Genomic DNA, 13145 nt, shown 5'->3' with positions numbered 1-13145 from the left:
GACTCGGAATAAATACTGTCGAGGCGCTCTTTCGGCCACAACGGCGGCTGCAACAAGCTGCCACCGGGGCCTCGATTCATGTCCCGGAAGAGCCGGCCGGGACGAATTCACCGTGGGCGCGCAGCAATGCGTCGCTCAGCACGACAGCGGAATCGATCAATACACGGCTGAGGGTGCGGCCGGGAGATGCGGGGGCCTGGGCGGGTGACCGCGACAGTGTCAGCGCGGCCGTCACCCGGCCGGTCCGCAGCACGGGCACGGCGCAGGAGAGGGCGTCGGGCACCATGGCGTCGGGGCCGTAGGCCCAGCCGCGCCGGCGTACCAGGGCGAGTTGTGCGGCGTTGAACCGGGCGCCGCGCAGTCCCTCGTACAACTCCTCCGGCTCCTCCCAGGCCAGCAGCACCTGGGCGACCGGTCCGGCCTTGACCGGCCGGGACGTGCCGACCGGGACGGGGTCCTGACCGGCGGACCGCACGGGCGAGGTGGCGACGCAGACCTGCCGGCCGTCGCGGCGCCGGAAGAGCCGTGCGTCCAGCCCGGTTTGGGCACTCAGCTCGTCGAGCACCGGCAGGGCGGCCTGGACCAGCCGGTCGCGCTGTGCCTCGACCGACAGGTTGCCGAGGCGGGGTCCGAGCACGAACCGGCCCTCGAAGTCGCGGGCCAGCAGACCGAGCCGCTCCAGGGCGACCGCGATCCGGTGCGCGGTGGGCCGGGCGAGTCCGCTGCGGGCGACGAGTTCCGCCAGCGTCACCGGGTCGCTCTCGACCACGCTGAGCACGACCGAGGCCTTGTCGAGCACACCGACCCCGCTCGTGGGAAGCGGCCGGGTCGCGGTGTTCATCGCCGGTGCGCCAGCCGTGCGCGGATGTCCTCGACGAGTTCGTCGCGACGGTCCACCAGGTAGAAGTGGTCACCGGGCAGCACCTTCAGGGCGAAGCCGGCGGGCGCCACGCCCGCCCATCTCTTGACGCTCTCGACGTCGACGTCGGGGTCGCTGTCGCCGACGTAGCCGACGACCGGGCAGGCAAGTGGTGTGCCGGGCCGGGCGGCGTACCGTGCGACGATCGAGAAGTCGGCGCGGATGGCGGGGAGGATGAGCTCGCGCAGATCCGTGTCGTCGAGGAGCGCGGTGTCGGTGCCGCCCAGCCGCTTCACCTCCGCGACCAGTTCGTCGTCGTCGCCGAGGGCCGCCGTGCGGGGCGTGAGCAGATGCGGGGCCTTGCGGCAGGAGACCATCAGCGCGGCCGGGGCGACGCCGTGCCGCTGCTGGAGCCGCAGGGCGACCTCGTAGCCGAGCGAGGCGCCCATGCTGTGCCCGAAGAGGGCCAGCGGGGTGTCCGTGTACGGCAGCAGTTCCTCGGTGACGGCGTCGGCGAGCGGCTCCATCTCGGTGAAGAGGTCCTCGGCGATGCGCTCCTGGCGGCCCGGGTAGCGGACGGCCATGACCTCCACGTCGCTGCCGAAGGCGTGCCCCCAGCTGTGGAAGAAGCTGGCCGAGCCGCCGGCGTGCGGGAGACAGACCAGCCGGAGCCGCGGCTCGTCCCGGGTGGCGTATCTGCGCAGCCAGATACTGTCGGTACCAAGTGCCATGGTGGGTCGGTCTCCTCGCTCACATGGGTACGTCAGTTGAGGGCGCCGGGTCCGTCGACGGACACGACCTCGAGGTCCGGGTCGATCCGGCGGATCAGTCCGGCGAGGGTCCGCCCCGGTCCGAGCTCGACCAGCCGGCGGCAGCCGAGCGTGCCGGTGAGGGTCCGTACGCTCTGCTCCCACAGCACGGGCGAGGTGAGCTGACGGGTCCCGATCTCGGGCCAGTCGCAGTCGCCCGTGTACGCCGTGGCGTCGACGCCTGCGACCACGGCCAGGTGGGCGGGGGCGTACGCGGTGTTCTTCCAGGCCGCGCGCAGCGCGTCGGCGGCGGGGGCCATGTACGGGCTGTGGAAGGCGCCGCCGACCTGGAGCCGGATCATCTTGGCGCCGATGGACGGCGCCTGCTCACCGAGCCGGTCGATCCCCTCCGGGGAGCCCGACACGACGGTCTGGCCGGGACCGTTGAAGTTGGCGATCCACACCTCGTGGCCGGATGCGCGCAACTCGCCCACGAGGGCGTCGACCTCGGACGGCGGTGCGGAGACCAGGACGCCCATGGTGCCCTCGCATCCTTCGGCGGCGTCGCGCATGGCCCGCCCGCGGGCGGCGACCAGAGCGGCGGCGGCACCGACCGACAGGGCGCCGGCCGCGGTGAGGGCCGCGTACTCGCCGAGGCTGTGGCCGGCGCAGGCGACCACCCGTCCGCCTAGCGCCCCGCGCCGTACGGCCTCCGCGTGGGCGACGACGGCGACCGAGAAGACGGCGATCTGCGCGAGGTCGGTGCGGCGGAGTTCTTCGGCACCGGTGCGCAGCAGGAGTTCCGGTACGTCCTCGCCGGTGGCTTCCGAGATTTCGGCAGTGAGCTGCCAGGACGGGGTTTTCTGCCAGGGTTCGCCCATTCCCTGTTTCTGGGTTCCCTGGCCGGGAAACACAAGACCGATCGGCAATTGATCCATGGCCCGCCTTCCGCGCGGTGTCAACCGGGGTCGGCACGGGGGCCCGTATTGTCACGGGCCCCCGTGCAACGGCGGCGCACACGGGGGATTGCACGACCGCCGGGACGGGTTGTCCGTCAGAGCCGGATAACCGCGCCTCGGGGCTATACAACTGCCCGGCAGGCAAGGCGGCAACGATCGTTTCAGGAAGCTGCCAGCGGGCATTCAGGGCCGGGGGCCGAAGCCGCCCGGAGTTGCCCCCGAAGGAGTGGGGAGAAGCCCCAGTTCGGCCGCTCTGACCCCGGCCTGGAAGCGGGAATTGGCACCGAGCAGCGTCATGATCTCGGCGACGTAGCGCCGGTAGGTGCGGACGGAGACGGTCAGTTCGCGGGCGGCGACCTCGTCCGTGACGCCGGCGCGCAGGGCGCCCAGTATCTGCCGCGCGAGCGTGGCCCGGTCACGGTCCCCGAAGACGATGCGCTCGCCGGCGGGCACCGCGTTGCTCCACACGCTCTCGAAGAGGGTGTGCAGCGTGTGCAGGACGTCGGGGGCCCTGATCAGGGAGGCTCGGCGGCCGACCGCCGACTCGGCCACCACCAGACCGGTGGTGCCGTCGACCAGGAGCGCCTGGAGCGGTGGCACCCGGGCCACTCTGATCGCCACCGGTCTGGGTCTGCCGAGCTGTTCGCGGACGAACGATTCGTCGAGCAGGGCCGGGCTGGCCAGCAGCCGGACCGACACCGACTCGTGCGCCTCGTAGATCAGTTCCCGTTCCGAGCGCTCCGAACGGTCGGGCTGCTCGCTGACGCCCGGCATCCGGGCGTGCACGATGTCTATCGTCCTGGTCGCCGTGGCGATCAGTTCCTCCGCGGCGTCGAGCACGGCGCCGTAGCCGCCCTCGACGGTGGCGATCTGCTGTTTCCGGACGTTGCGGCCGCGATGAATGGCCACAGTCGATTCGATCAGCGCCCGGACCTCCAGCAGGGCATGCTCGAGTTCGTCCCCTGGTTCTCTGGACAAGTGGTCTTCCACCATCCCCCGTTGGTGTTCTGCCGACGCCCGACCCATCTGACGGGCCGCGTCGTCCGTTCGGTCACTCCTACGGACCGCTACTCCGTGAGCAGCCCGAGTTCCACGGCGCGTGCACCGGCCTGGAAGCGGGAGTTGGCATCGAGTTCCCGCATGATCTCCGCGACATGGCGGCGATAGGTGCGCAGCGACACGTTCAGTTCACGTGCGGCCACGTCGTCGGTGTGGCCGGTCCGCAGTCGCTCGAGGATGTCGCGGGCGAGCTCCGTGCGCAGCCGCGGTCCCAGTTCGAGGTGGTCGGCGAGCCTGCGCCCGCGGGACCACGTGCCGGCGAACATCAGCTCGAGGGCGCGTACGGCCGCGGCGTCGTTGACGACGGTCGCCTGGGTGCCCTGCTCGGTCGAGATGCCACGCACCAGGGCGCCGACACCGTCGACGACGACGATCTCGCGCAGCTCGCGCTCGACGACCCGGATCTCCAGACGGGACTGCGGGAGTCTGCGCAGAGCCGCGAGCGAGACGTCCGCCACCTCGGCGCTGCACAGCACCCGCACCGCCGCCGAGGGCTCCACACGGGCGAGCAGCCGCAGGACGCCGTCGGTGAAGTCCCCCGCCAGTGTCAGCGCGACGCTCAGGGAGTGGCGGACCCCTCCGATGAGCTGGTCGAGCGCGCTGCCGAGCACGGCCACGTCGGTGGGTTCCGCCACGAGAGAGGTGACCGGCTGTCTGCGGTACAGCGACATGGTGGACTCGATCAGCGCCTGGGCCTGCAGCAGCGTCTGCTCGAGGTGTGCTGCGTGCTCCTCCGGCACGGTCCGCTCGGCCCCGTCCGCATCTGGTGGATCAACAACCGTATCCATCACTTGCGCCCCCTTGACTACTCAGGATCTTCTTCACCGGTCCGCGCCGACCCTCAGTATTGGCCATCGGCATACCCCCGGGGTCACCGGCGGAAGATTGCTCGATACACCTGTTCAATCCGGCACCTTCACGCCATGAGCATGACTTGAGAAAGCCTTGGATTGCCGTCAAGAACACTAGTTCGCTGGCTCGGAACCAGTCAACAAGATCGGACGCGGCAGGCTCGGGTACCGCTCATGGAACCCCCTTGTTTCAAGCCAAAGGCGACCCCGTGCGCCCCGGCTGTCAACAAGCTGCACTCGCGCCCCGGAAGCGAAGGACTCGACTCCCACTTGAGTCACCGGACGCAGCCGGACCGGCACGGAACGTCAGAGCGGTGACCGCTTGCTGTCAACCGGCCACCCCCGCACCGGGCTTCACGCCTACGGTCACGGGGTGACCACACACTGCGCACCGATCCCTCACTCCATCAGTGCCACCTCGTCCGGCCCCTCCACGACCGGCGCCCTGGTGTGGTGGTGGCACATGCCGACGGGTACGTACACCCGAGCCGATCTCGACCTGCTCGACAGCGCTGAGCACGTCCGCCTGAAGCAGCTCAAATCAGCCGCGGCGGCAGCCGAATACATCTCTTGCCGCGCCACGGTCAGGCGCATATTGGCCGATTTCTTCGACGTGCCGGCGACTGAGATTTCATTTGGCCGAAACCCGTGTCCGGGGTGCGGGAGCGAGAACCACGGGCCACCGTCAGTCGTTCATCCTGAAACCAATTCGTATATCAGCGTTTCCCACTCGTCCGGTCTCGGCATGCTGGCCGTCGCCCCGTTCCTGGTCGGAGTGGACGCCGAGGCGGTCAGGGACCTCCCCGTCGACGAGCTCACGGACAACGTACTGACCCACCGTGAGCACGATGCCGTCCTCGCCGCACCGGAAGGTCCGGGCCGCGCCCGGGCGTTCCTGCGCTGCTGGACCCGCAAGGAGGCGGTCCTCAAGGCCGCAGGCGTCGGGATCGTCACCGATCTGACCCGGCTGGAGACCCGTGCGTGGGCCCCGGGTCCGGCCGAGGTGACGACCGACGCCCTCTCGGGCCCGACCACCTGGCATGTGGCCGACACGCCGGTGCCGGACGGCTGGACAGCGGCCGTGGCGGTACCCGCGGGCTTCGGCGGCGACGTCACCGTGCGGCAGCTCGCGTCCCGCGGCTGAGGGCCACGCCCCCACACTCGCGCCGCCCGCAGCACCCGCGCACCCCACAGCACCGTATGACTTCTCGTCAGGTCCTTCATCCTTCACATCCTTACGACGCCACGCGGGGACCCGTTCCCTGCCGTGCCCTGAGGCAACGGAGACAGACCAACGTGGACACCGCACCTTCGCAGAGCATCGCCGGCCTCCTCCTGCGCGCCGCTGAACAGCACCCCGATTCGGGCGTCCGCTACTGCCTGGGCGGGGCGGACGCGGCGTTCGTCGACCAGACCCACGCGGAACTGCTGGCCGACGCCACCCGTGTGCTGGCCGGGCTGCGCGCACAAGGACTCCGGCCGCAGGACAAGGTCGTCCTGATCCTCGAACGCCCGCAGGACTTCCTCACCGCGTTCTGGGGCGCCGTGCTCGGCGGATACGTCCCGTGCCCGATGGCGCCGCTGCGCAGCGATCCGGAGCGGTGGGCCGCACAGCTCGAGCATGTCGACGCAGCTCTGGACCGGCCCCTGATCGTCACGAGCGACTCCCTCGCCGCCGAACTGCCGCCGGTGCCGGGCCTCGCCGTCACACCGCTCGGCCGGCTGCACGGCACCGGGCCGGCCGAGGTCCACCGGGCCGCGCCCGACGACACCGCGGTCCTGGTGCTGACCTCCGGCTCGACGGGCAACTCCAAGGCGGTCATGCTCACCCACGCCAATCTGCTGGCCTCCATGGCCGCCAAGAACGGCCATCACCGCCTCGGCGCCGGCGACACCACCCTGAACTGGGTCTCCTTCGACCATGTGGCCGCCCTGCTGGAGTGCCATCTGCTGCCGCTGTCCACCGGCGCCAGGCAGCTCCACGTCGAGGCCCCGGTCGTCCTCGGCGAGCCGCTGGAGTTCCTGAGGCTCGTCTCACGGCACGGCGTGACCATGACCTTCACGCCCAACTTCCTGCTGGGGCTGATCAACGGTTCCGCCGACCGGATCGCCGACGCGGAGGAGCGGCTCGACCTGAGCCGCCTGCGGCACATCATCAGCGGCGGCGAGGCGGTCGTCTGCGCCACCGGCGAGGCGTTCCTCGACCTGCTGGCCCCGTACGGCCTCGCCCAAAACGCGCTCTGGCCGGCCTTCGGCATGACGGAGACGTGCGCGGGCAGCGTCTACTCCCGCGCCGCCTTCCCCGACGTCGACCGCGGCAGGGAGTTCGCCAATCTGGGCACCCCCGTCGAGGGGCTGCGGATCCGGATCGCCGACCCGGACGACCGGCCGCTGCCCGAGGGCGAGGTGGGCGAACTTCAGCTCACCGGCCCGGTGATCACTCCCGGCTACCACAACAATGCGCAGGCCACCGCCGACGCGTTCACGGCCGACGGCTGGTTCCGCAGCGGCGACCTGGGCCGCCTCGACGAGGGCCGGCTGACCCTCGTGGGACGCAGCAAGGACAGTGTCATCGTCAACGGTGTCAACTACTTCAGCCACGACATCGAGACCGCTCTGGAGCAGCTCGACTCCGTGGCCGCGTCGTACGTCGCCGCGTTCCCGATCCGGCCCGCGGGCAGCGACACCGAACAGCTGGTGATCGCCTTCCACCCCGACCTCCCTCCGGGTGACGACGCGGCGCTGTACCGGGTGCTCACCGCCGTTCGCAGCAGTGTGGTGATGCACTGGGGCTTCCGCCCCTCCCTCATCCTGCCGCTGCCCAAGGACGCCTTCCCCAAGACCAGCCTCGGCAAGATCCAGCGCGCCCTGATGCGGCGGCGCCTGGAGTCGGGCGCGTACGAGACGCAGCAGCGTCACGTCGCCGACCTCACTCTGCGCATGCTCGGCGGCTACACCGCTCCCGAGGGCAGGGCCGAACGGATCCTGGCGGAGATCTACGCCGAGATGTTCGACATCGACCCCGGCACCGTCAGCGCCACCGCCAACTTCTTCGACCTGGGCGGCACCTCCCTGGACATCCTGCGGCTGCGCAGCAAGGTCAGCCAGCGGCTCGGCGTCACCGGGCTGCAGATCATCACCCTGATGACGGCGCCGACCGTCCGCGCGCTCGCCGCCCGCCTCGCCGGGGAGCCCGGCGCAGCCGCCGCGCAGGGGCCGGGCGGTGCGGAGCAGGTGTACGACCCGATCGTGCCGATGCAGACCGGCGGGACCAAGACCCCGCTGTTCTGTGTCCACCCCGGCGTCGGCGAGGTCCTGGTCTTCGTCAACCTCGCCAAGTACTTCGTCGGCGACCGGCCGTTCTACGCGCTGCGGGCCCGTGGCTTCAACGAGGACGAGAAGCCGTTCGCGACGTTCGAGCAGATGGTGGACTGCTACGTGGATGCCGTCCGGGCGCGGCAGCCGCACGGACCGTACGCCGTCGCCGGCTACTCGTACGGCGGTGTGGTGGCCTTCGAGATCGCCAAGGTGCTCCGCTCGCAGGGCGAGCGCGTCGACTTCGTCGGCAGTTTCAACCTGCCGCCGCACATCAAGTACCGCATGGACGAACTGGACTTCGCGGAGACCGCGGCCAATCTGGCGTTCTTCCTGTCGCTGATCGACAGGAAGCAGTCACGGGAGCTGCCCGGCCGTCTGCGCGGACTCGCCCCGGAGGAGCAGGTGGCCCGGCTCATGGCCCTCGCCCCGCAGGAACGTCTCGCCCAGCTCGACCTGGACGCCGACCGGTTCGGCGCGTGGGCGGAACTGGCGAACCGGCTGACCGACCTGGGCCGCTCGTACCGGCCGAGCGGCACGGTGCCGTCGATGAACGTCTTCTACGCCGTCCCGCTGCGCGGCACCATCGACGACTGGCTGGAGAACGAACTGCGCCGCTGGGACGAGTACACCACCGGGGAGAACCGATACATCAGGGTGCCCGGCGAGCACTACACGCTGATGAGCCCCCAGCATGTGGCCGCCTTCCAGTCGATCCTCCGCAGGGAACTGGACCGCGCCCTCGTGGACGCCGACCGTACGGCGACCGCGCGTGCCGCCGCCGCGCAGGAGGAGAGCCTTCGATGAACGGGCCGACCGCCCCGCTGAAGGGCAAGAAGATCCTGGTCACCGGCGGTACCGGGCAGGTCGCCCGGCCGGTCGCCGAGGCGCTGGCCGAGCACAACGAGGTCTGGTGCCTGGGCCGCTTCGGCACCCCCGGCGTCGAAGGAGAGCTCGCGGCGCGGGGCATCACCACCTGGCGCTGGGACATGGACGACCTCTCGAGCGACGGCCTGAAGGGCGTCCCCGAGGACTTCACCCACGTCATCCACTCTGCCGTACGCCGCGGCGAGGACGGCGACTTCAACGCCGCCGTCGAGGTCAACGCCGTGGCCGCCGGCCGCCTGATGACGCACTGCCGCACCGCGGAGGCGTTCCTGTTCGTCTCGACGGGCGCCCTGTACGCACGGCAGACACTGGACCACCGGTACACGGAGACCGATCCGGTCGACGGCGTGGCCGACTGGCTGCCCGCCTACCCCGTCGGCAAGATCGCCACCGAGGGCGCCGTACGGGCCTTCGCCCGGGTGCTGGACCTGCCCACCACGATCGCCCGCCTGAACATCGCGTACGGGCCCGGCGGTTACGGCGGCGTGCCGATGCTGTACTTCAAGCGCATGCTCGCCGGCGAGCCCATCCCGGTACCCCTCGAGGGGCAGAACTGGTGCTCCCTGCTGCACACCGACGACCTGGTGGCCCAGGTGCCCGCTCTCTGGAGCGCCGCCACGTCACCGGCGAGGCTGGTGAACTGGGGCGGCGACGAACCCGTCGGCATCACCGACTGCATCCGCCACATGGAGTCACTCACGGGCGTCGAGGCGAAGCTCGCACCGAGCGAAGTGACCCGCGAAACCTACCAGTTCGATCCCACGCTGCGCCGCGAGCTGACGGGTCCCTGCACGGTCGGCTGGCGCGACGGCATCCGCCGCACCCTCGAGAGCCTGTACCCCGAGCATGTCTCCCGCTGACGAGAGGAAACCCATGCAGACCGCCTCCCTGCCTCTTACGCAGACAGGTGCCCGGCCACGCCCGGCGGACTCCGCCCCGGCCTCACCCGCCACGGACGGCGCGCCCGGGCTTCCCGGGCACAGCGCCCACCTCGACCTCGTCCGGCGCGCGTACCGGGCCTTCGGTTCCCGGGACGTGGCGGCGCTGCTGGAGACCCTGGCGCCCGACGTGGAGTGGATCCACCCCGACGGGATGGCCGTGTACGGGCTGGGCGGCACGAAGCACGGGCACGCGGGCGTCCGGGAGTTCCTCTCGCACGTGCCGAACGTGCTCGGCGGGATGCGACTGGAGCCGGAGGAGTTCGTGGAGTCCGGGGACCGGGTGGTGGTCTTCGGAACGCGTCAGGTGACGTCGAGACGCGGCCGTACGGAAACCCTGTCGTTCGTGCACTCCTGGACGCTGAGCGGCGGCAAGGCCGTTCGCATGGAGGACATCTTCGACACAGCGGCGCTCCACCGGCTGATCGAGAGCTGACGCCGCCCGCCGTTCCCCGGGTCCCCTTGGGCGCGCTCGTCAGCCGGCCCCGGCCTCCGGCTGTGCCCCGGCACTGTCGTTCACGAGCGCGTCGGCCGCCACCCGTACCGCCGCCAGCACGGCCGCGACCGCCGGCCGCTCCAGTGCCCCGCGCCTGGCCACCAGGGACAGCCGCCGCGTGAGCTCGGGCTCGGCGAGGGGGACCCGGCGGACCGGATAGCCGGGGCGGTCCGGTACGAGATCGGGCACCAGGGCCACCCCCCAGCCGAGCGACACCAGCCCGAGAGCGGCGTGCATGTCCCCGGTGTCGGCCACCACATCGGGGGCGAACCCGGCCGCCGCGCAGGCGTGCAGCGCCAGCTTGCCGATTCCGGAGTCGGGGTCGAGGATCCACGGCCGGTGGGCGAACTCGCCGAGGGCCACCGGTCCGCAGCCGCCGGCGACGGTCACGTCGTCAGGGGCGACCGCAATCCTGACCCGGTCGTCCGCCAGCGGCTCCTCGTGCAGTCCCGGCACTGGCTTCTGAGGCACCTGGTCGTAGCGGGCCGCCATGACCACGTCGAGCCGGCCGAGCCGGACCGCCTCCCGGCCCTCGGAGGCCGCGACGCCGTGCAGGGTGATCCGCAGGTCCGGGTGTTGGGCCTGGAGTCCGGTGAGGACGGGCACGAGGAGCGCGGGCCCTTCGTGGAACGGCACTCCGACCCGAAGTTCACCGGAGACACCGCCGGTCACGGCCAGCAGCACCGCCTCGGCCGCCTCGACCCGTTCGAGGATCCGCTCCGTGTGTTCCACGAGGGCCCTGCCCGCCACGGTGAGGCCGGCCCGCCGGCTACCCCGGTCGACCAGCGCCACGCCTGTCTCGGCCTCCAGGGCGGACAGCTGCTGCGAGACGGCGGAGCGGGTGTAGTTCAGCGCCTGCGCCGCCGCCGCGATGGAACCGGACGCCTCCACCTCACGCAGCAGCACCAGTTTCCGTATGTCGAGCACCATCCGCACCGTCACTTCTTCTAACGCCGGCTGTCATCGACCGTCACGCCAACATACGGGATTCGCAGGCCATTTACCGGTTGAATAACAAGGCCCCCGGTCCGATTCCTCCTAGATGGGGTTCTCGTATGCCAACGCTGCTCCACCTTGACTCCAGCGCCCGCCCGGAGTCCGTCTCGCGCCAGGTCTCGGCCGAATTCGCTGCGGCCTGGCGGACGGCCAACCCCAGGGGTACGCACATCCACCGCGATCTCACCGCGGTTCCGGTTCCGCACGTGGACGCCGCCCAGATCGAGGTCGTGACACGCCTGGAGACCGCCGGCATCCGCGATCTCGGCGAGGCGCGGGACGCGGCCCTGACGGCGGAGGAGAAGGGAAGCTGGGCCCTCAGCTGGGAGCTCATCGAGGAGGTGCTGGCGGCCGACACCCTGGTGATCGGCCTGCCCATGTACAACTTCTCCGTGCCGTCCGCCTTCAAGGCATGGTTCGACCGCATCGCCATCCCGCCGGTGATCGTGGACCCCCTGACCGGGACGGGGCCGCTCTCGGGCAAGCGGACGATCGTGGTGACGGCGAGAGGCGGGGCCTACGGCCCGGGGACGCCCCGCCACGGCTCGGACTTCCAGGAGCCGTATCTGCGGGCCGCCTTCGCCATGGTGGGGCTCTGCGACGCCCTGCTCTTCCTGCACTCGGAGATGACGAAGTCAGGTCATGTGCCCAGGCTGGCGGAGTTCCGCGAGACCGCCGCGGGCTCGCTGAAGGACGCGGTGGAGAGCGCCCGCGCGGCGGCCCGCCGCTGAGCGGGCCGGCCGCGCCGACCGGGCTGCGGGCTGCCGCTGACCAGGCAGGCCGCGATGACCGGGCTGCCGGCCGCGGCTGATCCCACCGGCCGTCGCGGCCGACCGGCGCGGCCTGCCGGAGCGACCGGCCCGCCGGGACGCGGTGGGCCGAAGCGGCGGGGCTCGGCCGACGCGATGGGCGCAGCCGTCCCGGGCAACGGGGCGGCTGATCAGCGCGGACGCCGGGGCCAGGGCCCTGTCTGGCCATCCCGGGGAGGAAGCTGGCAGGATCGCGCCATGCTCCCGGCACCCGCGGTCCTCTCCCGCCTCGGCCGCCGCCGCGCCCTGCAGGGTGCCGCGGCCGCCCTGGTGGTCCTCGGGCTGCTGCTGTGGTGGCTGCTGCCGTTCGGGCAGTCGTCACCAAGCGGGAAGCTGACGCTCAGCACGGGGTCGCACAGCGGCGTCTACCAGCGCTACGGGGTGCTCCTGAAGGACGCCCTTGCACGGGACATGCCGGACCTGGAAATAGACCTGCGCACCAGCGAGGGCTCCCAGCAGAACCTGGCGCGCCTGGCGTCCGGAGAGGCCGACTTCACCATCGCCACCGCCGACGCGGTCGCGACGTACAAGCGGCAGCGGCTCCCGGGAGCCGACCAGCTGCGCGGCTGCGCCCGGCTGTACGACGACTACGTCCAGCTCGTCGTGCCGAAGGACTCACCGGTCCGGTCGGTGAGCGACCTGCGGGGCAGAGCGGTGGGCGTCGGCCAGGACGGCTCCGGCATACGGCTGGTGGCGGACCGGCTGATGAAGGCGGCCGGCCTCGATCCCGAGCAGGACATCACGGCGTTTCCCTCGGGCATCAATGCGGCGCCCGGCCAGCTGGAGAAGGGCACCATCGACGCGTTCTTCTGGTCCGGGGGCCTGCCCACCGGCACCGTGCAGAAGCTGTCGGAGCGCTTCCCCGTCCGCCTGGTCGCACTGGGGCCGGAGCTCGTCGCGAAGCTCCACGCGTCGGGCGACCCGACCAGTTACTACCGTTCCGCCGTGATGCCGGCCGACGCCTACCCGCGGGCACAGGGCGGACCCGTCGGGACCGTCGCGGTGGCGAACCTGCTGGTCACCACGGACAGCATGAGCGCGGCGCAGACCGAGGGCTTCACCCGCACGGTGATCAGGAGCCGGGACCGCATCGGCAACACGGTCCACCCCGCGCAACGGGTGGACCTGCGCACGGCCGTCTACACGGACCCGCTGCCGCTGCACGAGGGCGCGCGACGCTACTACCGCTCGGTCAAGCCCTGAACCCTGCCGGGTCGGACCGCTTC

General features: G+C 71.3%; 12 protein-coding genes. 6 read left to right on the top strand and 6 right to left on the bottom strand.

All coding sequences use genetic code 11. The annotated features are described in order from the left end of the window. Positions 1-76: 76 nt before the first annotated feature. The 5 genes from OGH68_RS27400 to OGH68_RS27380 all read right to left on the bottom strand — a co-directional run bounded on the left by OGH68_RS27400 (position 77) and on the right by OGH68_RS27380 (position 4414). The gene (locus OGH68_RS27400; protein WP_264247673.1) at positions 77-841 is read right to left on the bottom strand and encodes an IclR family transcriptional regulator; all 765 of its coding nucleotides are present in this window, start codon (positions 839-841) and stop codon (positions 77-79) included. Beyond that, positions 838-1590, bottom strand: coding sequence for a thioesterase II family protein (locus OGH68_RS27395; protein WP_264247672.1), 753 nt, complete (start codon positions 1588-1590; stop codon positions 838-840). The genes OGH68_RS27400 and OGH68_RS27395 overlap by 4 nt, the downstream gene beginning before the upstream one ends. 32 nt (positions 1591-1622) lie before the next feature. Further along, positions 1623-2546: an ACP S-malonyltransferase gene (locus OGH68_RS27390; protein WP_264247671.1), complete on the bottom strand. Its 924-nt coding sequence runs from the start codon at positions 2544-2546 to the stop codon at positions 1623-1625. 204 nt (positions 2547-2750) lie between these two features. Then, positions 2751-3545, bottom strand: a complete 795-nt coding sequence (locus OGH68_RS27385) for a LuxR family transcriptional regulator (protein ID WP_264247670.1) — start codon at positions 3543-3545, stop codon at positions 2751-2753. Positions 3546-3634: 89 nt separating this feature from the next. Then, positions 3635-4414, bottom strand: a complete 780-nt coding sequence (locus tag OGH68_RS27380; RefSeq protein ID WP_264247669.1) for a helix-turn-helix transcriptional regulator — start codon at positions 4412-4414, stop codon at positions 3635-3637. 808 nt (positions 4415-5222) lie between these two features. On the opposite strand from OGH68_RS27380, the gene OGH68_RS27375 reads away from it, so the two are divergent. The 4 genes from OGH68_RS27375 to OGH68_RS27360 all read left to right on the top strand — a co-directional run bounded on the left by OGH68_RS27375 (position 5223) and on the right by OGH68_RS27360 (position 10054). Beyond that, on the top strand, positions 5223-5621 hold the full coding sequence (locus tag OGH68_RS27375; protein ID WP_264247668.1) for a 4'-phosphopantetheinyl transferase family protein: 399 nt from the start codon (positions 5223-5225) through the stop codon (positions 5619-5621). A 152-nt stretch (positions 5622-5773) separates the two neighbouring features. Continuing rightward, positions 5774-8599, top strand: a complete 2826-nt coding sequence (locus tag OGH68_RS27370) for a non-ribosomal peptide synthetase (protein ID WP_264247667.1) — start codon at positions 5774-5776, stop codon at positions 8597-8599. Continuing rightward, the gene (locus OGH68_RS27365) at positions 8596-9540 is read left to right on the top strand and encodes an NAD-dependent epimerase/dehydratase family protein (RefSeq protein WP_264247666.1); all 945 of its coding nucleotides are present in this window, start codon (positions 8596-8598) and stop codon (positions 9538-9540) included. The genes OGH68_RS27370 and OGH68_RS27365 overlap by 4 nt, the downstream gene beginning before the upstream one ends. Positions 9541-9553: 13 nt before the next feature. Beyond that, positions 9554-10054, top strand: coding sequence for a nuclear transport factor 2 family protein (locus OGH68_RS27360; protein WP_264247665.1), 501 nt, complete (start codon positions 9554-9556; stop codon positions 10052-10054). A 39-nt stretch (positions 10055-10093) separates the two neighbouring features. Here the strand turns inward: OGH68_RS27360 and OGH68_RS27355 are convergent, their stop codons facing one another. Beyond that, a complete protein-coding gene (locus OGH68_RS27355; RefSeq protein ID WP_264247664.1) occupies positions 10094-11044 on the bottom strand; it encodes a LysR family transcriptional regulator in 951 nt (316 codons plus the stop codon). Between the two features lie 125 nt (positions 11045-11169). Between OGH68_RS27355 and OGH68_RS27350 the strand changes: the two genes are divergently transcribed. Beyond that, complete coding sequence (locus tag OGH68_RS27350) at positions 11170-11841, top strand: FMN-dependent NADH-azoreductase (RefSeq protein WP_264247663.1); 672 nt, start codon at positions 11170-11172, stop codon at positions 11839-11841. A gap of 276 nt (positions 11842-12117) precedes the next feature. Further along, positions 12118-13122, top strand: coding sequence for a TAXI family TRAP transporter solute-binding subunit (locus OGH68_RS27345; protein WP_264247661.1), 1005 nt, complete (start codon positions 12118-12120; stop codon positions 13120-13122). Positions 13123-13145 lie beyond the last annotated feature (23 nt).

It is taken from the genome of Streptomyces peucetius (assembly GCF_025854275.1).
In the GTDB taxonomy this organism is placed as follows: domain Bacteria; phylum Actinomycetota; class Actinomycetes; order Streptomycetales; family Streptomycetaceae; genus Streptomyces; species Streptomyces peucetius_A.
This window is presented reverse-complemented; position numbering and strand designations above follow the sequence as displayed.